Here is a 22,006-nt window from a genome sequence, read left to right as displayed (position 1 = left end):
CCCGACCCCACGATGAACGGCCACGCCGACCCGCTCAGTTTCGATATCGTCGCGCGCATTGCCGAACGCGCGCCGGAGTTGCGCAGCGCCGAGCGCAAAGTCGCGGCGTTGATCCTCGACGATCTGACGGGCGCGTCGCGGGCGAGCATCGGCGCGCTCGCGGACAAGGCCGAGGTCAGCATCGCGACGGTGACGCGCTTCGCGAAGGCCGTCGGCTGCAACGACGTGCGCGAACTGAAGTTGCGGCTCGCACAGGCGGCGGCGGTCGGGCAGCGTTTCCTGAAAATCGACACCGATCAGGGCGACGCCGAGCCCGCGTCGCTCGCTGCGCGCATCTTCGACGAAGTGCAGGCGACGCTCGCGCAAAACCAGGGTGCGCTGCGTTCCGCGCCGATCGGCGGAGCCGCCGACGCGCTCGCCGCCGCGTCGATGATTTACGTGTTCGGCATGGGCGGAGGCTCGACCGCGCTCGCCGACGAAATGCGCTTTCGGCTCGTGCGGCTCGGGCGCCCGGTGGCTTCGTATCAGGACGGGCTGCTGCAACGCATGGTGGCCGCGACGCTGTCGAAAGAGCAGGTGGTCGTCGCGCTGTCCGTGACCGGGCAGACGCCCGAAATGCTCGAAAGCTGCCGGCTCGCACGCGAGTACGGGGCGCGCGTGATCGCGTTGACCGCGCCGGCCTCGCCGCTCGGCGCGCTTGCGGACTGGCTGATTCCGGTCATCGCGATAGAAACGGATTTCATCTACAAGCCGTCGTCGTCACGTTACGCGATGATGATGGCGCTCGATCTGCTCGTCACGGAACTGGCCGTCAAACAGGCCGACCGCAGCCGCGAACTGCTGCGCCGCATGAAGCACGCGCTCGATGCGCATCGCGGCGGCGGCGAGCGTCAACCTTTGGGAGACTGATCATGGCGATCATGGAGAAGGCCGACACGCTGATCGTCGGCGCGCGCGTGATCGACGGCACGGGCGCGCCCGCCGTCGAACGCGATGTCGCGGTGCGCGACGGACGCATCGTGGCGATGGCCGAGCCGCGCGGCTTGTCGACGTGGACCGCCGTCGAGGTCTTCGACGCGCGCGGCAAGGTGCTCGCGCCCGGCTTTATCGACGTTCACACGCACGACGACACGCATGTCATCCGCTCGCCGCAGATGATGCCGAAGATCACGCAGGGCGTGACGACGGTGATCGTCGGCAATTGCGGGATCAGCGCGTCGCCGGTGACGCTGAAGGGCGAGCCGCCCGACCCGATGAACCTGCTCGGCGATGCATCCGCGTTTCAGTATCCGACCTTCGCCGCGTATGTCGATGCCGTGAACGGCGCGCGTCCGTCGGTGAACGTCGGCGCGCTGATCGGCCATACGGCGCTGCGCAACAATCACATGGACCGGCTCGATCGCGCCGCAACCGCCGATGAAATCGCCGGCATGCGCGCGCAGCTCGAAGAGGCGCTCGATAACGGCGCACTGGGGCTGTCGAGCGGGCTCGCATACGGCTCGGCCTTCAATGCGCCGCCCGAGGAAGTGCAGGCGCTGGCGGAGCCGCTCGGCAAAGCGGGCGCGCTTTACACGACGCACATGCGGACCGAATTCGACGCGATCCTCGACGCGATGAACGAAGCGTATGGCGTCGGCCGTCATGCGAGCGTGCCGGTGGTGATTTCGCATCTGAAGTGCGCGGGGCCATCGAACTGGGGGCGCAGCGTCGAAGTGCTCCGGTCGCTGGAGACGGTGCGCGACGGACAGCCGGTCGGCTGCGATTGCTATCCGTATAACCGCAGTTCATCGACGCTCGATCTCAAGCAGGTGACGGGCGATATCGACATCACGATCACGTGGTCGGAGCCACATCCGGAGATGGCGGGCAAGCTGATTCGCGAGGTGGCGGCCGAGTGGAACGTGAGCCAGCAGGAAGCGGCGAAGCGTCTGCAACCGGCGGGCGCGGTGTATCACAACATGTCGGAGGACGACGTGAGGCGCATCCTGTCGCATCCCGCGACGATGATCGGCTCCGATGGCTTGCCGAACGATCCGCTGCCGCATCCGCGCTTGTGGGGCGCGTTTCCGCGCGTGCTCGGCCACTATGCGCGCGATACGGCGTTGATATCGCTCGAAGAAGCGGTGCGCAAGATGACGAGCTTGTCGGCGCGACGCTTCGGCCTGAGCGAGCGTGGCGAAGTGAAGGTGGGTTATCACGCGGATCTGGTCGTGTTCGATCCCGAGCGCGTGCGCGATGCCGCGACGTTCGCAAAGCCGCAGCAGGCGGCCGATGGCATCGACGCGGTGTGGGTAAATGGCGTATTGACGTATCGCGAGCAGGCCGTGACGGGCGCGCGCGCGGGACGTTTCGTGGCGCGCGGCGCGGCATCCCGACTGGATGCGGCCGGCGCCTTTTGAGAATCTGTTGCGTTAAGAAGGAGTGGAAAGATGAAGCGTTATGGCGTGGAAGGCGGCAAGGGACAAGGCGGCGCGCATATGCCGTTCGCACGCGCGGTCGAAGCCGATGGCTGGCTCTTCGTGTCGGGCCAGACGCCGATGCAGGACGGCGAGGTGATCAATGGCGGCATCGTCGAGCAAACGCACAAGGCGATTCAGAACGTGATCGCGATTCTCGAAGAAGCGGGATACGGCACGGAGCATGTGGTGCGCTGCGGCGTGTGGTTGGACGATCCGCGCGACTTTGCTTCGTTCAACAAGGTCTTCAAGGAGTATTTCGGTGCGAATCCGCCGGCACGGGCTTGTGTCGTGTCGTCGATGGTGATCGATTGCAAGGTCGAGGTCGATTGCGTGGCTTATAAAAAGCCTGGGGCGTAACTGGGCTGTGCAGGCGGCTTTGTCTCGGTGAGGCGATGCTGCTTTTATCACTGCGACGAGCGGTCAAAATTTTTTAATCGACACCTGTCAGCGAATGCCTTGTCCGCGCAAGCTTCGCCACACTCTGATCACTGAGAGCAGAAACGCGCCTGCGCGCTCCTGCTCTCATCCAGAAATCACTGCCTCGCCAGCCGCGCGTTATCCGGCATCGGCAAATTGAAATTCGTCCGGAACGGGTTGATATCCAACCCTCCTCGACGCGTATACCGCGCATAAACCGCGAGCCTCTCGGGCTTACACTCCCGCATGATGTCCATGAAAATGCGCTCCACGCATTGCTCATGAAACCCCGTATGCTCGCGATACGAAACGATATACCGCAGCAAGCCCGCGTGATCGATCTGTCCGCCGTAATAGCGAATCTGCACGCTTCCCCAGTCGGGCTGTCCCGTCACCGGGCAATTCGATTTCAGCAGATTGGAGAACAGCGTCTCGTCGACCGGCGCTTCGTCATGCGATGCCTTGAGCAGCGATGCATCCGGCGAATAGACCTCGCAATCCAGATCGAGCCGATCCAGCGACAAACCATCGAACTCTTCCATCGAGAGCTTGCCGAAATCCGGCGGCGGCGTGAGCAACACTGAAACCGTCGCGCCGCAAATCGCGGAAACATCGCGCTTGATGGCGGCGCGCACCTCATCGATGGAATCGAACCGCGTCTGAGCGAACGAGCCGAGATACAGCTTGAAGGACTTCGACTCCACGATATTCGGCGATTCCGCCGGCACGAAGAACGTCGCCACGGCAATTTGCGGCTTGCCATTCCGGTTCAGCCACGACAATTCGTAGGCGTTCCAGATATCGGTGCCGAAAAAGGGCAGGCGCGCCGGAACGCCGATCGCATCGCGCGCACGCTTGCGATCGATCGGAAAGAGCAGCGAAGAGTCGTATTGTTCGGTGTAGTTGACGGCCTTGCCGAGCGGAGATTGGTCGGGTGTCATGATGCGTTCGCTATGCCGCTGAGAACGTGCCCGGTCGCAGTCACGACGCGAGCCGATTCGCAGTGGCGGATTTGGTCGTCGAAGAAAAAGTCGGGTTCGAATTCGCGCAGGAATTCGCCCTTGTCGAGTCCGCCCAGGAACATCGCTTCGTCGATTTCGATGTCCCACGCCATCAGCGTCCGGATCGCGCGTTCGTGCGCGGGAGCGGAGCGCGCCGTGACGAGCGCGGTGCGGATGTGCATCGACGACGCCTTCTCGTTGTCGTCGGCGATGCGTTGCAGCTTGTTCAGCGCCGCCAGCAGCGGCTTCAGTGGCCCGCCCGGCAGCGGCAAATCCTTCTTGTCGATCTCATGGCCGACGAACGCCGATAAACCATCGGCCTGAAATACGCGCTCGGCTTCGTCGGAGAACAACACGGCGTCGCCGTCGAACGCAATGCGAATCTCGTCAGCATAACGGCTCGCGGCGCGCGGCGTTTCCGGCAACACGCGTGCAGCCGGAAAGCCAGCCGCGAGCGCGTCGCGTACATCGTCGGGATTTGCCGACAGAAATAGCGACGCCCGCAGCGGTTTCAAGTACGCGAACGGCGAGCGGCCGCGCGTGAACACGCCGCGCTCGATCGTCAGGCCATGCTCGCGGCATGAATGAAACGCGCGCAGCCCGCTGATCGGATCGCTGCGCGAGAGGATCACCACTTCGACGCGCTGCTCTTGCGCGTTCAATGCGAGCAGCTTGCGAATCAGCCCGAACGCGACGCCCGGTTTCGCGGGCGTATCCAGCCGCGTGCGTTGCAGCGCCTCGTAACGGGAGAGATCGCCCGTCTCATAGACGCGGTTCTCTTCTTCGAAGTCGAAGAGCGCACGCGACGAAATCGCGACGACGAGCTTGTCTTCGAGCGTGAAGGCCATCGGCTGGCGCGCTCAGGCGAGAAACAGCTTGTACACCGGATTCCCGCCCTCGTCCCACCACGGATAGCCAAGCGTCGCGAGGAAGCGCTCGAACTCGGCGTTGTCCGACTGCGGCACCTGAATGCCGACCAGAATCGAGCTGTAATCCGCGCCCTGGTTCCGATAATGGAAGAGGCTGATGTTCCAGTCCGGCGCCATCGACGAAAGGAACTTCATCAGCGCGCCCGGCCGCTCGGGGAATTCGAAACGCAGCAGCCGTTCGTCTTGCGCGAGCGGCGAGTGGCCGCCGACCATGTAGCGGATGTGCTGCTTCGAGAGTTCGTCGTGCGACAGGTCGACGGTCGCGAAGCCATGCTCGACGAACGACGACATCATCTGCGCCGTCTCGACGCGCGACTTGATCTGCACGCCGACGAAGATATGCGCGGCGCGCGCATCCGCGATGCGGTAGTTGAACTCGGTCACGCTTCGGTCGCCGACCAACTCGCAGAAACGCCTGAAGCTGCCGCGCTCTTCGGGAATCGTCACGGCGAACACCGCTTCTCGCGCCTCGCCGACTTCCGCGCGCTCCGCGACGAACCGCATGCGGTCGAAGTTCATGTTCGCGCCCGAGGTCACGGCGATCAGCGTCTTTCCTTCGATGCCCTCGCGCTCCGCATACAGCTTCGCGCCCGCCACCGCCAGCGATCCGGCCGGCTCGAGCACGCTACGCGTATCCTGAAAGACGTCCTTGATCGCGGCGCAGAGCGCGTCCGTGTCGACGGTCAGCACTTCGTCGAGCAGTTCGCTGCACAGGCGGAACGTCTCTTCGCCGACGAGCTTCACCGCCGTGCCGTCCGAGAACAGGCCGACCTCAGTGAGCGTCACGCGTTCGCCGGCCTTGATCGAGCGCGCCATCGCGCAGGAATCTTCCGTCTGCACGCCGATCACCCGGATTTCCGGACGCACCGATTTCACATACGCCGCGACGCCCGCCGCCAGCCCGCCGCCGCCGATCGGCACGAAGATCGCGTGAATCGGACCCTGATGCTGGCGCAGGATTTCCATCGCGACGGTGCCTTGCCCGGCGATCACGTCGGGATCGTCGAACGGATGCACGAAGGTCAGGCCGCGTTCTTCCTGCAACTCGACGGCGCGCGCGTAGGCGTCGCTATACGATTCGCCCGCCAGCACGACTTCGACCGTCGGGCCGCCGTGAGCGCGGATCGCGTCGATCTTCACCTGCGGCGTCGTCGTCGGCACGGCAATGACCGCCCGGCAGCCGAGCCGCGCCGCCGACAGCGCCACGCCCTGCGCATGGTTGCCCGCCGAAGCCGTAATCACGCCGCGCGACAGCACGTCGGCGGGAAGATTCGCCATCTTGTTATAGGCGCCGCGAATCTTGAACGAGAACACCGGCTGGTTGTCCTCGCGCTTCAGATAGACGGAATTGCGCAGCCGCGCCGACAGGTTGCGGGCGGGCTCGAGCTCGCTTTCTCGCGCGACATCGTAGACGCGCGCGGTCAGCACTTTCTTCAGGTAGTCGGGATGTTTCATGCGGGAAATCGTCAGGCAGGCCGAAGCTGCGGTTTTTCAGGGCGAAAACATCAATGATAGCCGCAAAGAGACGCTTTCCCGGTTACGGGCGCGACCAACCGGCCGGACGGACGGCGAAAAGCGCGCAAATGCGCGATTTTGCGTCGAAAAAAGACGCGCAAAGACGTCTTTCGGCTGCTAGCGCCGGCAAACGGCCTTTTTCGCGATGGGTTAGAATTTCCTTTTACAAATCAGCAATCAGGATCGGCAGATGCACTGGCAGCTTCGGATCGATATGTCGGCGCGCGTCGCCCGCGAGCGTCACGCCGCGTCCGAGCGACACGCGCGCCATACGCGATCGTGGCGCTGATCTTGGGCACATCGAAGGCGTCGTCGTGAGGGTAGCCGTCACCGGCATGCCGCCACATATCGGCCATTCACCCGCCTTCGCAAGAAAAGTCTCATTCGAAAATCTGCGCCCCACGCGCATCGTCGGCGTCTCCGCTCGCAAAAGCACACGCGCCGATACACCGAACCGTCGACCATGAACGCACCTCAAGCCTTCGATCCGAACGGCGCCCATGCCGCCTTGGCGCTCGATATCGAGCCCCGTCTGCGTGAGATTCCGTATAACTACACGTCGTTTTCCGATCGCGAAATCGTCATGCGTCTGCTTGGCGACGAAGCCTGGGCCGCGCTCGACGAGCTGCGCGCGGAACGCCGCACCGGCCGCTCGGCGCGCATGCTGTACGAAGTGCTCGGCGATATCTGGGCCGTGCGCCGCAATCCGTATCTGCAGGACGACCTGCTCGACAACCCGAAGCGCCGCGCGATGCTCGTCGAGGCGCTGAATCACCGGCTCGCGGAAATCGAAAAGCGGCGCAGCGCCGACTTGTCCGAGCACAGCGCCGAAGCGGGCAGCCGTGAGCGCGCCGAACGCGTGCAACTGCTGGTCGCGGCCGCGCGCCGCGCCGTCGACGACTTCGCCGCCGAATTCGACCGCATGGCGGACTTGCGCCGCCGCGCGTCGCGCGTGCTGGGCAAGCAAACGCAGAAGGACAACATCCGCTTCGATGGCTTGTCGCGCGTCTCGCACGTGACCGACGCGACCGACTGGCGCGTGGAATATCCGTTCGTCGTGCTGACGCCGGACACCGAAGCCGAAATCGCCGGGCTCATCAAGGCGTGCTTCGAACTCGGTCTCACCGTGATTCCGCGTGGAGGCGGCACCGGCTACACGGGCGGCGCGATTCCGCTCACGCCGTTCTCGGCGGTAATCAACACGGAAAAGCTCGAACAACTCGGGCCGGTCGAGATGACCGACCTGCCGGGCGTGGATCGCAAGGTCGCGACGATTTTCTCCGGCGCGGGCGTCGTCACGCGGCGCGTCACGGAAGCGGCCGAGCAGGCGGGCTTCGTGTTCGCCGTCGATCCGACCTCGCTCGATGCGTCCTGCGTCGGCGGCAACGTGGCGATGAACGCGGGCGGCAAGAAGGCGGTGCTGTGGGGCACGGCGCTCGACAATCTCGCGTGGTGGCGCATGGTCGATCCCGAAGGCAACTGGCTCGAAGTCACGCGGCTCGGCCATAACATCGGGAAGATTCACGACGTGGATGTCGCGCGCTTCCGCCTCGACTGGTTCGACGGGAGTCGCGCGCCGGGCGAAAAGCTGATCCGCACGGAGAACCTCGATATCGCGGGCCGCACGTTCCGCAAGGAAGGGCTCGGCAAGGACGTGACCGACAAATTCCTGTCCGGTCTGCCGGGCGTGCAGAAGGAAGGCTGCGACGGGCTCATCACGTCGGCGCGCTGGATTCTGCACAAGATGCCGGCGCATACGCGCACCGTCTGCCTCGAATTCTTCGGCCAGGCGCGCGACGCAATTCCGAGCATCGTCGAAATCAAGGACTATCTGTTCGAAACGTCGAAGCAGGGCGGCGCGATCCTCGCCGGTCTGGAGCATCTCGACGAGCGCTATCTGCGCGCGGTCGGCTACGCGACGAAGAGCAAGCGCAACGCGTTCCCGAAGATGGTCCTGATCGGCGATATCGTCGGGGACGATGCCGATGCTGTCGCGCAGGCCACGTCGGAAGTCGTCCGGATGGCGAACGGCAAGAGCGGCGAAGGCTTCGTGGCAGTGAGCGCCGAGGCGCGCAAGCGTTTCTGGCTCGACCGCTCGCGCACGGCCGCCATCGCGAAGCACACGAACGCGTTCAAGATCAACGAAGACGTCGTGATCCCGCTCAATCGGATGGGCGAGTACACGGACGGCATCGAGCGCATCAACATTGAACTGTCGATCAAGAACAAGCTGCAATTGCTCGACGCGCTCGAAACCTTCTTCCGCAACGGCAAGCTGCCGCTCGGCAAGAGCGACGACGCCAACGAAATTCCGAGCGCCGAACTGCTCGAAGACCGCGTGCAGCAGGCGCTCGATCTGCTCAAGCGCGTGCGAAACCGCTGGAACTTCGTCGGCGAAAAGCTCGACATGCCGTTGCGCGAGGCGCAGCACTATCTCGTCGGACTGGGCTACGAGGCGCTCGCGGAGAAGTTCGCCGATCGCGTGGACGTGCAGCCGGACGCCAACGTGTTCCATCTCGCGCAGGACCGCACGCTGCGCGTTTCGTGGAAGCAGGAAATTCGCGCGGAACTGCGCCAGATCTTCAACGGCGGCGAGTTCAAGCCGATCCTCGACGAAGCGCAGGCCATCCACAAGCAGGTGTTGCGCGGCCGCGTGTTCGTCGCGCTGCACATGCACGCGGGCGACGGCAACGTCCACACGAACATTCCGGTGAACTCGGACAACTACGAGATGCTGCAGGACGCGCATCGCGCGGTTGCGCGCATCATGAAGCTCGCGCGTTCGCTCGATGGCGTGATCTCGGGCGAGCACGGCATCGGCATCACGAAGCTGGAGTTCCTGACCGAAGACGAGATCGGCGAGTTCCGCGCGTACAAGCGGCGCGTCGATCCGCAAGGGCGCTTCAACGCCGGCAAGCTGCTCGAAGGCGCGGACCTGCGCAACGCCTACACGCCGTCGTTCGGGCTGATGGGCTATGAATCGATCATCATGCAGCAGTCGGATATCGGCGCAATTTCCGATTCCATCAAGGACTGCCTGCGCTGCGGCAAGTGCAAGCCGGTCTGCGCGACGCACGTGCCGCGCGCGAACCTCCTGTACAGCCCGCGCAACAAGATTCTCGCGACCTCGCTGCTCGTCGAAGCGTTCCTGTACGAGGAGCAGACGCGCCGCGGCGTGTCGATCAAGCACTGGGACGAGTTCAACGACGTAGCCGATCACTGCACGGTCTGCCACAAGTGCGCGACGCCGTGTCCGGTGAAGATCGACTTCGGCGATGTGTCGATGAACATGCGCAACCTGCTGCGCAAGATGGGCAAGAAGAAGTTCAACGCCGGCAACGCGGCGGGCATGTTCTTCCTGAACGCGACGAATCCGCAAACCATCAACCTCGCGCGCACCGCGATGATGGGCGTCGGCTACAAGGCGCAGCGTCTCGGCAACGACCTCTTCAAGCGGTTCGCAAAGAAGCAGACGGCCAAGCCGCCGGCGACGGTCGGCAAGCCGACCGCCGTCACGCAGGTGATTCACTTCGTGAACAAGAAGATGCCGGGCAACCTGCCGAAGAAGACGGCGCGCGCGCTGCTGGATATCGAGGACAACAAGATCGTTCCGATCATCCGCAATCCGAAGACGACGACCGTCGATTCGGAAGCCGTGTTCTACTTCCCCGGCTGCGGCTCCGAGCGTCTGTTCTCGCAAGTCGGCCTCGCCACCCAGGCGATGCTGTGGGAAGCGGGCGTGCAGACCGTCCTGCCGCCGGGCTATCTGTGCTGCGGCTATCCGCAGCGCGGCGCGGGTCAGTACGACAAGGCCGAGAAGATCGTCACGGATAACCGCGTGCTGTTCCATCGCGTGGCCAATACGCTGAACTATCTCGATATCAAGACCGTGGTCGTGTCGTGCGGAACGTGCTACGACCAGCTCGCGGGCTATGAATTCGAAAAGATCTTCCCCGGCTGCCGGATCATCGACATTCACGAATTCCTGCTCGAGAAGAACATCAAGCTCGAAGGCGTGAAGGGCACGCGCTACATGTATCACGACCCGTGTCACTCGCCGATCAAGACGATGGACCCGGTGAAGCTCGTCAACGAACTGATGGGCTCGGAGAACGACGGCTACAAGATCCAGAAGAACGATCGCTGCTGCGGCGAGTCGGGCACGCTGGCGGTCACGCGCCCGGACATTTCGACGCAAGTGCGCTTCCGCAAGGAAGAGGAAATCCGCAAGGGCGCGGCGCAACTGCGCGGCATTCCGATCGCAGCCGTTGCCGGTTCGAACGCGATCAATCCGATGAACGCATCCGCGGGCACGGCCGGAGCGGCGCCGGGCTCGGTGTTGTCGGCGGGCGATGGCGCGCAGACCAGCGGCACGGACGTGAAGATCCTGACGAGCTGCCCGTCGTGCCTGCAAGGGCTTTCGCGCTACAACGAGGACGCGAACATCGAGGCGGACTATATCGTCGTGGAAATCGCGCGCAAGACGCTCGGCGAGAACTGGATGGAGCAGTACGTCGAACGCGCGAACAATGGCGGTATCGAGCGCGTGCTGGTGTAATAGCGGAATCGAAGTTCGATTTCGTTAGAGGGTCGCGATGGACTGTGTGTTTTGCCGTGAAGACGGCGGCGAAGTGCTATGGGCGGACGACGCATTGCGCGTCGTCCTCGCCGATGAACCCGACTGGCCGGGCCTGTGCCGGGTCGTCTGGGGCGCGCACGTCGCCGAAATGTCCGATCTGCCGGACGCGGACCGCATGCGCGTGATGACCGCCGTCAACGGCGTCGAACGTGTAATGCGCCGCGTGCTCGTGCCCGAGAAGATCAATCTGGCGAGCCTCGGCAATCAGGTGCCGCACGTTCACTGGCACGTCATCCCTCGCTTTTCCAACGATTCCCGTTTCCCGCTGCCCATCTGGGCGCCGCGTCAGCGCACGGTCTCCGAGGCGCAGCTATCGAAACGCCGCGCGCAGGCGACGCTCTTGCGCGAAGCCATCCGCAACGAGCTGAATCAGGCGTTCGGCCACCATTAATCTCAAAAGACAAGGCTCATCATGAGCGGACTGACATCGACGACGCCGATTCCCACCGGCGTCGTTCTGCATTCGAAATCCCGCGTGCTCGAACTGCAATACGGCGACGGCGAGTCGTATCGCGTGCCGTTCGAACTGCTGCGCGTCTATTCTCCGTCCGCCGAAGTGCAGGGCCACGGGCCGGGGCAGGAGACCCTGCAGACGGGCAAGCGCGAGGTGGGCATCATCGGCGTGGAGCCGGTCGGCCATTACGCGCTGCAACTCAATTTCTCGGACGGCCACAACACCGGCATTTATTCGTGGGACATTCTTTACGATCTCGCGACGCGGCAGGAAGCCCTGTGGCGCGACTATCTGGCGAAGCTGGAAGCCGCCGGTATGGACCGCGACGCGCCAATGGAGGCGAAGGCGTCGGGCGGCCACTGTCACTGAACGAACGATTCGCGGCATAACGCCGCATGGCCGGCGCGACGATTGCACGGCATATAACGAACAACAGGCGAGGAACGAGCGCGATGAGCAAGACCCACTTCGGATATGACACGGTCGACGAGCAGGACAAGGCGAAAAAGGTGGCGGGCGTGTTTCACTCCGTCGCGAGCAATTACGACCTGATGAACGACCTGATGTCCGGCGGGCTGCACCGCGTCTGGAAGCACTTCACGATCGGGCAGGCGAAGGTGCGGGCTGGGTACAAGGTGCTGGACATCGCGGGCGGCACGGGCGATCTGGCGATGGCCTTCGCGAAGCAGGCGGGCGATACCGGCGAGGTCTGGCATACGGACATCAACGAATCGATGCTGCGTGTCGGCCGCGACAGGCTCGTGGACAAAGGCGTCATCACGCCGACGCTGCTTTGCGACGCGGAGAAGATTCCATTTCCCGACAGTTATTTCAATGTGATTACAGTTGCCTTCGGTTTGCGCAACATGACGCACAAGGACCGCGCGCTTGCCGAGATGCAGCGGGTTTTGAAGCCGGGCGGCCGTTTGCTGGTGCTGGAATTCTCCACAGTGTGGGAGCCGCTCAAGAAACCGTACGACCTGTTTAGTTTCAAGGTGTTGCCGTGGCTGGGCGAGAAAGTTGCGAAAGACGCTGACAGCTATCGGTATCTGGCGGAGTCGATTCGCATGCACCCGGACCAGGAAACTTTGAAAACAATGATGGAACAAGCCGGTTTGGATCGAGTCGAATATTACAATTTGTCAGGTGGCGTGGTAGCGTTACACGTCGGGACAAAATTTTGATGTTCCACTCAACTTAAGGATTCGAAATGTCCGATTCGCGCTCACCCCAAACCCGGGGCTTCCTGAACGTCTTCTTCAGGAAGGCCGGAATCGTGGCGCTGGCTGGCGTTATTGCGGCCGGCGCAATCTTCGCGGAAACGGCGGAAGCCAAGCGCATGGGTAGCGGCCGCAGCATGGGCCGGCAGTCCGCCACGGCGACGCAGCAGCATCAGGCAACGCCGCCGTCGCAGTCTATGCAGCAGGGCCAGGCCGCGCAGCCGCAGCGTGCCCAACCCGCGCCCGCCGCGCCGGCGGCAGCCCAGCCCGCGCGCAATCGCTGGCTTGGGCCTATCGCCGGTCTGGCGGCAGGTCTCGGCATCGCGGCGCTGCTGTCGCACTTTGGCCTCGGTGAAGCTTTCGCCGGCGCCATGGCGAACATGATCATGATCGCGTTGATCGTGCTGGCCGCCGTCATGCTGTTCCGCTTCATCATGCGCAAGCGGCAGGGCAACAACGCCACGCCGGCCTACGCAGGTGCGGGTTCCGCTTCGCCTTATGGCCACACGACCGCACGCACCGGGCTGAACCAGGAGCCGGCGCGCACGTTGCAGCCGCAGGCGGGCGGTTTCGGCAGCAATGCGATCGATGCCCCGGCGACGGCCGCCGTGCAGCCGGAAGTTCCGGCAGGCTTCGATACCGAAGCCTTCATCCGTAACGCGAAGGTGTACTTCGTGCGCCTGCAGGACGCGTGGGATCGCGGCAACGTCAACGACATCCGCGAGTTCACGACGCCCGAAATGTTCGCCGAAGTAAAGCTGGACGTCGATGCACGCGGCAGCACGCCGAACCGCACGGACGTCGTGCAACTCAACGCCGACCTGCTCGGCGTCGAAGACCGCGCAGGCGAATACCTCGCGAGCGTGCGCTTCCACGGCCTGATCCGCGAGTCGGAAGGGGCGGCGGCTGAACCGTTCGTCGAGATCTGGAACCTGTCGAAGCAGAAGGCGGGCAACGAAGGCTGGCTGCTGGCCGGTATCCAGCAGGTAAGCTGATCGATGGCGGGCCGCAACGCCCAAAGGCGCTGCGGCCTGTGCGTTAGCGACAAACTGACGTCGTTGTTTCAAAAAGCCTCACCGTACGGCATGACCGCGCCGCCTGCGCGGTTATAAACCGTAGAATAGAACCCGCGCGAGCTGCCGCTTGCGCGGGTTTTTTCATCTCAGAGCCGATGACGAACGCACACGAATCATCCCGTCCCGCCACGAATCCCGCCTTAAGGACCGCGTCCACTGCGTTCGCGGCGGTCGTCAATCATTTGCTGGTGCGTGAGCCGTGGGCGCGCGAGCGCGTCAAGCCGTATGCCGGCAAGTGCGTGAAGCTCGTGTGCGGGCCGGTTTCGATTGCGCTCGTCGCGCAAGCCGACGGCCTTCTGGCGGCGATCACCGAAGCGCAAACGCCGCTCTTCGACGTAACCATCGCCGTGCCGCTCGACGCGCTTCCCGCATTCCTGCAAGGCGGACAGGCGGCGGTGATGAAGCACGTGCGCATCGAAGGCGATGCCGAATTCGCGACGACGCTTGCGAAGCTGGCCGAACATTTGCGGTGGGACCCGGAGGAAGACCTGTCGCGCGTGATCGGCGATGCCCCCGCGCATCGCGTCGGCCGCATCGCCCGGACGGTGCAGGAACAGACGCGGCGCACGAGCCGCAATGTGCTGGATTCGGTCGCCGAATATCTGCTCGACGAACGCCCGCAACTCGTGCGCAAGAGCGCGCTCGACGCATTCAACGCGGAGCTTTCGCGTGCGCGCGATGCGCTGGCGCGCGTCGAGAAGCGCATCGAGAGGATCGAACACGCAGTCCAGCAACAACCCACGGCCCGCGGCGCCTCAGCGCGGACTGGCGGCGAGTCCGTGCGCGACTCGCACGAATAACGAGCTGAAGCCAACCGACCATGCGTTTTCTGCGTTTCCTCAAGATTTTTTTCACGATCGTCCGCTTCGGCCTTGACGAGCTGGTGATGAGCGGCATCAACGATCGCCGCGTGCGCTATCTGATGCGCATCACCACCTTCGGGCGCCGCTTCGACATCGAGCGCGGCATCCGGCTGAGACTTGCGCTGGAAAGCCTCGGCCCGATCTTCGTGAAATTCGGTCAGGTGCTCTCGACGCGGCGCGATCTGTTGCCGGTCGATATCGCCGACGAGCTCGCCAAGTTGCAGGATCGTGTGCCGCCGTTTGATTCGAACCAGGCGGTCTCGTTAATCGAGAAGGCGCTCGGCGCGCCGATCGAACAGCTCTTCGACGAATTCGAGCGTGTGCCGGTGGCGAGCGCGTCGATCGCGCAGGTGCACTTCGCGAAAATCAAGCACGGGGAGCACGCGGGTAAGCCCGTCGCGGTGAAGGTGCTGCGGCCCGGCATGCTGCCCGTCATCGATTCCGATCTGGCCTTGCTGCGCGACATCGCGATCTGGGCCGAACGCCTGTGGCCCGATGGCCGTCGCCTGAAGCCGCGCGAGGTCGTCGCGGAGTTCGACAAATATCTGCACGACGAACTCGATCTCATGCGCGAGGCCGCCAACGGCAGCCAGTTGCGGCGCAATTTCGCGGGACTGGACCTGCTGCTCGTCCCGGAGATGTACTGGGACCTGTCCGCGCCGACCGTGCTCGTGATGGAACGGATGGTCGGCGTGCCGATCAGCCAGGTCGAGACGCTGCGCGCCGCGGGCGTCGATATTCCGAAGCTTGCGCGCGAGGGCGTCGAGATTTTCTTCACGCAAGTGTTTCGCGACGGCTTCTTCCACGCGGACATGCACCCGGGCAACATCCAGGTCAGTCTCGATCCGGCCACCTTCGGGCGATACATCGCGCTGGATTTCGGCATCGTCGGGGCGCTGTCGGACTTCGACAAGAATTACCTCGCGCAAAACTTCCTCGCGTTCTTCAAGCGCGACTATCACCGCGTCGCCACCTTGCACCTGGAGTCCGGCTGGGTGCCGCCGAGCACGCGCGTCGAGGAACTGGAAAGCGCCATTCGCGCGGTCTGCGAGCCGTACTTCGATCGCGCGTTGAAAGACATATCGCTGGGACAGGTGCTGATGCGGCTCTTTTCGACGTCGCGGCGCTTCAACGTCGAAATTCAGCCGCAACTCGTGCTGCTGCAGAAGACGATGCTCAACGTCGAAGGTCTCGGCCGTTCGCTCGATCCGGAACTGGATCTCTGGAAAACCGCGAAGCCGTACCTCGAACGCTGGATGAATGCGCAGATCGGCTGGCGCGGCTGGTATGAACGCCTGCAGATGGAAGCGCCGCAGTGGAGCAAGACGATCCCGCAACTGCCGCGGCTGATCCATCATCTGCTCGCGGAACGGCATGACGTGCCGAGAAGCGGCAACGAAGACACGATGCGCCTGTTGCTCGCCGAGCAAAAGCGCACGAACCGGCTGCTGATGACGCTGCTGGTCGCCGGGCTTATTACGGTGGCGGGCGCGGGCGTGGTCATCGCGCAAATGTGGATAGGCTATCCATGAGCGATCCGACTTTCACGCACCGCGATCCCAACTCGCCCGGCTTCTGGGACGAGCGGTTCGACCAACGCTTCACTCCTTGGGATCAGGCGGGCGTGCCGGAGGCGTTCCAGTCGTTCGTGGCTGCGCTGCCCGAGCCTCGCGCCAGCGAGGTGCTGATTCCCGGCTGCGGCAGCGCCTACGAAGCGTCGTTTTTGGCCGAGCGCGGCTGCACCGTGCGGGCGATCGACTTTTCGGCAAGCGCCGTCGCGGCGGCGCGCGGTCAGTTGGGCGCGCGGGCGGATATCGTCGAGCAGGCCGATTTTTTCTCCTATGAGCCGCCGTTTGCGCCGGACTGGATCTACGAGCGCGCGTTTCTATGCGCGCTGCCGAAGGGTCGCTGGGCGGATTACGCCGGCCGCATGGCGGCGCTGTTGCAACCGGGCGCGCTGCTGGCCGGCTTCTTTTTCATCGGCGCAACGCCGAAAGGACCGCCGTTCGGCGTCGAGCGCGACGAACTCGATGCGCTTCTCACGCCGCATTTCGAACTCATCGACGACCGCGAAGTCAGCGGCTCGCTTCCTGTCTTTGCCGGCCGCGAGCGCTGGCTGACCTGGCGGCGCGCTTGAAATCCATCGACCGCGCCCTCATCTGACTCGATGCTGCACGGCTCCACGCGCCCAAAAATCCGGGCCCGGGGCGGTTTGCGGCTATAATTCAAGGCTTTGCAAGCGTCGACAGATCATTGTAGGAAGAGTGCCATGCCGATTTATGCATACCGCTGCGCATCCTGCGGCCACGAAAAAGACGTGCTCCAGAAACTGAGCGATGCACCGCTCACGCAATGTCCTGCCTGTGGCAAGGACGCATTTTCCAAGCAAGTGACCGCGGCGGGTTTCCAGCTCAAGGGTTCGGGCTGGTACGTCACCGATTTCCGCGGCGGCAATAACGGCGGCTCGTCGAATGCCGCGACGGCGAAAGCCGGCGAAACGGCTGCCGCGAGCGATGGCGCAAACGCTGGCGCCGCGTCGTCATCCGATGCGTCGACGCCTGCAAGTACGACGCCCGCAGCCGCTGCGCCGGCATCGTCCAGCTCGTCGGACGCGGCCTGACGCCCGAGCGCCAGACGCGCGGCGCGGCTGAAGTCGCGGCGGCCGACGGCCCGGACCGCCGCGCATCCCGGGACGCGCACGAGCCGCAGCAAGCGCGAGCGCCGCGCTCACCCCACGCCCAGCCCGCTCAACCGCTCGCAGCGACCATACCGACTACAACGTGACGACGAAAAAGACTACGCTCAAAACCGTGTTCCTCACCGGCCTGCTCGTGCTGGTGCCGCTTGCCATCACCCTGTGGGTGCTTGGCCTCGTCATCGGAACGATGGACCAGACGCTGTTGCTGTTGCCGTCCGCGTGGCAGCCCGAGCGTGTTTTCGGTTTCCACTTGCCGGGCTTGGGCGCATTGTTGACGCTGGCGTTCATCTTCATCGTCGGCCTGCTCACGCAGAATTTCATCGGGCAGAAGCTCGTGCTGTGGTGGGACGCGATCGTTCGTCACATTCCTGTCGTCGGCCCGCTCTATACCAGCGTCAAACAAGTCTCGGACACGCTGCTCTCGTCGAGCGGCAATGCGTTTCGCAAGGCGCTGCTGATTGAATATCCGCGCAAGGGTTCCTACACGATCGGCTTTCTGACCGGCATTCCCGGCGGCGACGTGCTGAACCATCTGAAGGAAGATCACGTGAGCGTCTATGTGCCGACGACGCCCAACCCGACCTCCGGCTTCTTCCTGATGATGCCGAAGAGCGAGGTCGTCGAACTCGACATGACCGTCGACGCGGCACTGAAATACATCGTCTCGATGGGCGTGGTCGCCCCCGCTCCGAGCGCGCCGCTCGCGCCGGTTGCGCCCGCGCGCCGCCCCACCGAGCCGCCGATGTAATGCCGGCGCGCGCGCCGGGAATCGAGCCGACGAAGAGCCGACCCGCACGCGAGCCGTTGATTAACGAACAACGAAACACACACACATCATGTCGATGCGATCTGAATATTGCGGTCTGGTGACCGAAGCCCTGCTGGGCCAAACCGTCTCGCTGTGCGGCTGGGTCCATCGCCGCCGCGATCACGGGGGCGTTATCTTCATCGACTTGCGCGATCGCGAAGGGCTCGTTCAGGTCGTCTGCGATCCGGACCGCGCCGAGATGTTCAGCGTCGCGGAGGGCGTGCGCAACGAATTCTGCGTGCAAGTGAAGGGCGTCGTGCGCAACCGTCCGGAAGGCACGGCCAACGCGAACCTCACGAGCGGCAAGATCGAAGTGCTGTGCCATGAGCTGACGGTGCTGAACGCATCGGTCACGCCGCCGTTCCAGCTCGACGACGACAACCTCTCGGAAACCACGCGCCTCACGCATCGCGTGCTGGACCTGCGCCGCCCGCAGATGCAGAAGAACCTGCGTCTGCGTTATCGCGTGGCAATGGAAGTGCGCAAGTATCTGGACGAACAGGGCTTCATCGACATCGAAACGCCGATGCTCACCAAGAGCACGCCGGAAGGCGCGCGCGACTATCTCGTGCCGTCGCGCGTGAACGCGGGCCAGTTCTTCGCGTTGCCGCAATCGCCGCAATTGTTCAAGCAATTGTTGATGGTCGCGAACTTCGACCGTTACTACCAGATCACAAAGTGCTTCCGCGACGAAGACCTGCGCGCCGACCGGCAGCCGGAATTCACGCAGATCGACTGCGAAACCTCGTTCCTCACCGAGCAGGAAATTCGCGATCTGTTCGAGAACATGATCCGCCACGTCTTCAAGGAGACGATGGACGTCGCACTGCCGGAGAAATTCCCGGTGATGCTGTACTCGGAAGCGATGCGCCGCTTCGGTTCCGACAAGCCCGACCTGCGTGTGAAGCTCGAATTCGCCGACCTGACCGACGCCGTGCGCGACGTCGACTTCAAGGTGTTCAGCATGCCGGCGAACTCCAAGGACGGCCGCGTTGCTGCGCTGCGCGTGCCGAAGGGCGGCGAGCTGTCGCGTGGCGATATCGACGGCTACACGGAATTCGTGCGCATCTACGGCGCGAAGGGCCTGGCCTGGATCAAGGTCAACGACAAGACCAAGGGCCGCGACGGCCTGCAAAGCCCGATCGTCAAGAACCTGCATGACGCCGCGCTCGCTGCGATCATGGAGCGCACCGGCGCCGAGAACGGCGACATCATCTTCTTCGCGGCGGATCGCGCGAAGGTCGTGAACGACAGTCTCGGTGCGTTGCGCCTGAAGATCGGTCATTCGGAATTCGGCAAGTCGAACGGTCTGCTGGAAACCGGCTGGAAGCCGCTGTGGGTGATCGACTTCCCGATGTTCGAGTACGACGAGGAAGAGAACCGCTACGTGGCCGCGCACCATCCGTTCACGAGCCCGAAGGACGAGCACCTCGAATACCTCGAAACCGATCCGGCCCGCTGCCTCGCCAAGGCGTACGACATGGTGCTGAACGGCTGGGAAATCGGCGGCGGTTCGGTGCGTATCTTCCAGGAAGACGTGCAGAGCAAGGTGTTCCGCGCGCTGAAGATCGGCGCGGAAGAAGCGCGCCTCAAGTTCGGCTTCCTGCTCGACGCGCTCCAGTACGGCGCGCCGCCGCACGGCGGCATCGCGTTTGGTCTGGACCGTGTCGTCACGCTGATGTCGGGCGCCGATTCGATCCGCGACACCATCGCCTTCCCGAAGACGCAGCGCGCGCAGGACCTGCTCACGCAAGCGCCGAGCGAAGTGGACGAGCGCCAGTTGCGCGAACTGCATATCCGTCTGCGTCAGCCGGAGCAGAAAGCGCAGTAAGCGTCGCATTTGTCGGAATGAGAAAGGCGCGGGACCGTTTTGGCCCGCGCCTTTTTCGTTTTTTGCGTTACAGTTTCCGGGCCAAAGACATAACGAAAGCGCGTTCCTCACGTCATGCAGAAGCCGTCCAAAATCCCCGAATCGGTACTGGTCGTCATTCATACGCCCGACCTCGATGTCCTCATCATCGAGCGCGCGGACCACAAAGGGTTCTGGCAATCCGTGACAGGCTCGAAAGACACGATCGACGAACCGCTCATCGAGACTGCCGCGCGCGAAGTGCAGGAAGAGACGGGAATCATCATCGGCAGCCCGCTCGTGCCGCACGCCGCGCTGCTCGACTGGCATCACAGCATCCAGTACGAAATCTATCCACAGTGGCGGCATCGTTATGCGGAAGGCGTCATGCACAACACAGAACACCAGTTCAGTCTCTGTGTGCCGCACTGTCTGGAAGTGACACTCGCGCCGCGCGAACACACGTCCCATCTCTGGCTGCCGCTGCGCGAAGCCGCCGACCGCTGCTTCTCGTGGTCGAACCGCGAAGCGATCCTCCAACTGCCCGAGCGCCTCGCGGCGCATAGCCGATGATCGGTGTTCGGCCGCGGCGCAAATTCAAACGGTTGCGCCAGGCGCTGTTTTCCGGGCGGCGTCCGCCACGGCTTTGCTTCACCGTCGGCAACGAGGTGCGCATTTTTCAAGGCGGCGTGCAGTTTTTTCCTGCGCTGATCGAGCGGATCGACCATGCGCAGGAGTACGTGTCGCTCGAAACGTATATCTTCGCCAACGACGACAGCGGCCGCGCCGTTTCCGATGCGCTCGTGCGCGCGGCGGTGCGCGGCGTGACGGTGCGCGTGATTACCGATGGCGTCGGCACCGAACGCAATCTGCCGATGTTTGCGCAGTGGAAGGAAAGCGGCGTCGATCATCGCATCTACAACCCGCATCTGCTGTTCGGGCCGCTTGGCTTTTCGCGCACGCATCGCAAGCTCGCGGTCATCGACGGTACCTACGCGTTTTGCGGCGGCATCAATATCGTCGATGACTTCGACCAGAACGGAACGCGACTCGAGGAGCCGCGCTGGGACTTCGCGATGGAAGCGAAGGGGCCCGTCGTCAAGGACGTGCGCGATGCGTTCGACGTGCAATGGGACCGCATCCGGCTTGGCGTCAAGCCGCGCGAGCCGCGTACGGCGGACTGCGATGCGGAGCCGCCGCAAAGCCGATGGAGCTCGCGCCGTGCGAGGCGTGCACGCCAGCGTGCGCGCCTAGGCGAAATTCATGCGGTGGACCGCCCGTGCGTTGCGTTCGTCGCGCGCGACAATCTGCTGAACCGCCGCGCCATCGAGAAGGCCTACCTGCGGGCTATCGCTCATGCCGAGCGCGAAGTGCTGCTCGCCAATCCCTACTTCATGCCGGGCCGCAAATTGCGGCGCGCGCTCGTTTACGCGGCGCAGCGCGGCGTGCGCGTTTCCCTCGTGATCGGGCGCAAGGAATTCGTCGCGCTCGACTACGCGACGCCTTTTTTGTATGGCAACCTGCTAAAGCACGGCGTGCGCATCGCCGAGTATGAAAAGACGATGCTTCATGGCAAGGTCGCTGTCGTGGACGCCGACTGGGCGACGATCGGCTCCTCGAACCTCGACGCGCTCTCGCTCGTCCTGAACAACGAAGCGAACATGGTGCTCGTCAATCACCCGGAGATCGCGGGATTGCACGACGCCATTCTTCAGGCGTTTGACGAAGCCAGCCGCATCGACGAAAAGCGTTACGCTTCGCGTCCGCTAACCGAACGCGTTTTGAGCTGGCTCGCCTACAACAGCTACCGCGCGATGATGAAAGTGATCACCATCGGCCAATACGATTAAAACCAGAAAAGGCAGGGAGCGAGGCAGAATAGATGCCGGGCGTCAAGTATGCTCCCACGAAATGGGAAGTCGGGCAGTCACTTACATGCAGTCCATGCATAAAAAGCGACAATCATCAGGTCGAGTTTGAGATTCGTCTCATTGACTTCGACTAAGAGTTAGAAATGGCTTTCTAATAAATTGCTTGTTTCACCGGCGATCGGCGACAATAATAGAACGGCCGTTCGT

At 63.5% G+C, this 22,006-nt stretch carries 19 protein-coding genes; 16 read left to right on the top strand and 3 right to left on the bottom strand.

Going from position 1 to position 22,006, the window contains the following annotated elements:
* Nucleotides 1-12 precede the first annotated feature (12 nt).
* From BG57_RS07075 to BG57_RS07065, 3 genes are read left to right on the top strand one after another with little or no spacing between them, the layout of a single operon-like run.
* The gene (locus BG57_RS07075; RefSeq protein ID WP_035961756.1) at nt 13-909 is read left to right on the top strand and encodes a MurR/RpiR family transcriptional regulator; all 897 of its coding nucleotides are present in this window, start codon (nt 13-15) and stop codon (nt 907-909) included.
* 11 nt (nt 910-920) lie between these two features.
* On the top strand, nt 921-2,399 hold the full coding sequence (locus tag BG57_RS07070) for an N-acyl-D-amino-acid deacylase family protein (protein WP_371875840.1): 1,479 nt from the start codon (nt 921-923) through the stop codon (nt 2,397-2,399).
* 30 nt (nt 2,400-2,429) lie between these two features.
* Nucleotides 2,430-2,816 carry a RidA family protein gene (locus BG57_RS07065; protein ID WP_035961752.1) on the top strand — a complete coding sequence of 129 codons (387 nt, stop codon included), beginning with the start codon at nt 2,430-2,432 and terminating at the stop codon, nt 2,814-2,816.
* 176 nt (nt 2,817-2,992) lie between these two features.
* On the opposite strand, the gene queF is transcribed toward BG57_RS07065, so the two are convergent.
* Genes queF through ilvA form a run of 3 tightly spaced genes read right to left on the bottom strand, consistent with a single transcriptional unit; the run spans nt 2,993 to nt 6,261 of the window.
* Nucleotides 2,993-3,817 (bottom strand): NADPH-dependent 7-cyano-7-deazaguanine reductase QueF, encoded by an 825-nt coding sequence (queF, locus tag BG57_RS07060; RefSeq protein WP_035961751.1) that lies wholly within the window; start codon nt 3,815-3,817, stop codon nt 2,993-2,995.
* Nucleotides 3,814-4,725, bottom strand: coding sequence for a 5'-nucleotidase (locus BG57_RS07055; protein WP_035961750.1), 912 nt, complete (start codon nt 4,723-4,725; stop codon nt 3,814-3,816). The genes queF and BG57_RS07055 overlap by 4 nt, the downstream gene beginning before the upstream one ends.
* Nucleotides 4,726-4,737: 12 nt before the next feature.
* Nucleotides 4,738-6,261: a threonine ammonia-lyase, biosynthetic gene (gene ilvA, locus BG57_RS07050; protein ID WP_035961749.1), complete on the bottom strand. Its 1,524-nt coding sequence runs from the start codon at nt 6,259-6,261 to the stop codon at nt 4,738-4,740.
* A 523-nt stretch (nt 6,262-6,784) separates the two neighbouring features.
* Between ilvA and BG57_RS07045 the strand changes: the two genes are divergently transcribed.
* The 13 genes from BG57_RS07045 (at nt 6,785) to BG57_RS06985 (ending at nt 21,778) form a co-directional block, all read left to right on the top strand.
* Nucleotides 6,785-10,879 carry a DUF3683 domain-containing protein gene (locus tag BG57_RS07045; RefSeq protein WP_035961748.1) on the top strand — a complete coding sequence of 1,365 codons (4,095 nt, stop codon included), beginning with the start codon at nt 6,785-6,787 and terminating at the stop codon, nt 10,877-10,879.
* 37 nt (nt 10,880-10,916) lie between these two features.
* The gene (locus BG57_RS07040) at nt 10,917-11,351 is read left to right on the top strand and encodes an HIT family protein (protein WP_035961746.1); all 435 of its coding nucleotides are present in this window, start codon (nt 10,917-10,919) and stop codon (nt 11,349-11,351) included.
* Nucleotides 11,352-11,372: 21 nt separating this feature from the next.
* Entirely contained in the window at nt 11,373-11,783 is a 411-nt protein-coding gene (locus BG57_RS07035) for a gamma-butyrobetaine hydroxylase family protein (RefSeq protein ID WP_035961744.1), read from the top strand.
* 83 nt (nt 11,784-11,866) lie between these two features.
* A complete protein-coding gene (ubiE, locus tag BG57_RS07030; protein WP_035961923.1) occupies nt 11,867-12,598 on the top strand; it encodes a bifunctional demethylmenaquinone methyltransferase/2-methoxy-6-polyprenyl-1,4-benzoquinol methylase UbiE in 732 nt (243 codons plus the stop codon).
* Between the two features lie 26 nt (nt 12,599-12,624).
* Nucleotides 12,625-13,629: a Tim44 domain-containing protein gene (locus BG57_RS07025; protein WP_035961743.1), complete on the top strand. Its 1,005-nt coding sequence runs from the start codon at nt 12,625-12,627 to the stop codon at nt 13,627-13,629.
* A 176-nt stretch (nt 13,630-13,805) separates the two neighbouring features.
* Nucleotides 13,806-14,510 (top strand): ubiquinone biosynthesis accessory factor UbiJ, encoded by a 705-nt coding sequence (locus BG57_RS07020; RefSeq protein WP_035961742.1) that lies wholly within the window; start codon nt 13,806-13,808, stop codon nt 14,508-14,510.
* Nucleotides 14,511-14,530: 20 nt separating this feature from the next.
* Nucleotides 14,531-16,105, top strand: coding sequence for a ubiquinone biosynthesis regulatory protein kinase UbiB (gene ubiB, locus BG57_RS07015; RefSeq protein WP_035961741.1), 1,575 nt, complete (start codon nt 14,531-14,533; stop codon nt 16,103-16,105).
* Nucleotides 16,102-16,710: a methyltransferase domain-containing protein gene (locus BG57_RS07010; RefSeq protein WP_035961738.1), complete on the top strand. Its 609-nt coding sequence runs from the start codon at nt 16,102-16,104 to the stop codon at nt 16,708-16,710. The genes ubiB and BG57_RS07010 overlap by 4 nt, the downstream gene beginning before the upstream one ends.
* 132 nt (nt 16,711-16,842) lie before the next feature.
* The gene (locus tag BG57_RS07005) at nt 16,843-17,193 is read left to right on the top strand and encodes an FmdB family zinc ribbon protein (RefSeq protein WP_035961737.1); all 351 of its coding nucleotides are present in this window, start codon (nt 16,843-16,845) and stop codon (nt 17,191-17,193) included.
* A 160-nt stretch (nt 17,194-17,353) separates the two neighbouring features.
* Nucleotides 17,354-18,019, top strand: coding sequence for a DUF502 domain-containing protein (locus tag BG57_RS07000; protein ID WP_035961735.1), 666 nt, complete (start codon nt 17,354-17,356; stop codon nt 18,017-18,019).
* Nucleotides 18,020-18,107: 88 nt separating this feature from the next.
* A complete protein-coding gene (gene aspS, locus BG57_RS06995) occupies nt 18,108-19,910 on the top strand; it encodes an aspartate--tRNA ligase (RefSeq protein ID WP_035961734.1) in 1,803 nt (600 codons plus the stop codon).
* Between the two features lie 114 nt (nt 19,911-20,024).
* Nucleotides 20,025-20,501 (top strand): dihydroneopterin triphosphate diphosphatase, encoded by a 477-nt coding sequence (gene nudB, locus BG57_RS06990; protein ID WP_035961733.1) that lies wholly within the window; start codon nt 20,025-20,027, stop codon nt 20,499-20,501.
* Nucleotides 20,498-21,778, top strand: coding sequence for a phospholipase D-like domain-containing protein (locus BG57_RS06985; protein ID WP_035961732.1), 1,281 nt, complete (start codon nt 20,498-20,500; stop codon nt 21,776-21,778). Before nudB ends, BG57_RS06985 begins: the two co-directional genes overlap by 4 nt.
* Nucleotides 21,779-22,006: the final 228 nt, after the last annotated feature.

It is taken from the genome of Caballeronia grimmiae (assembly GCF_000698555.1).
GTDB classification, from domain to species: Bacteria; Pseudomonadota; Gammaproteobacteria; order Burkholderiales; family Burkholderiaceae; genus Caballeronia; species Caballeronia grimmiae.
Note: the sequence above shows the minus strand (reverse complement) of the source record. Positions and strands in the feature narration are given on the sequence as shown.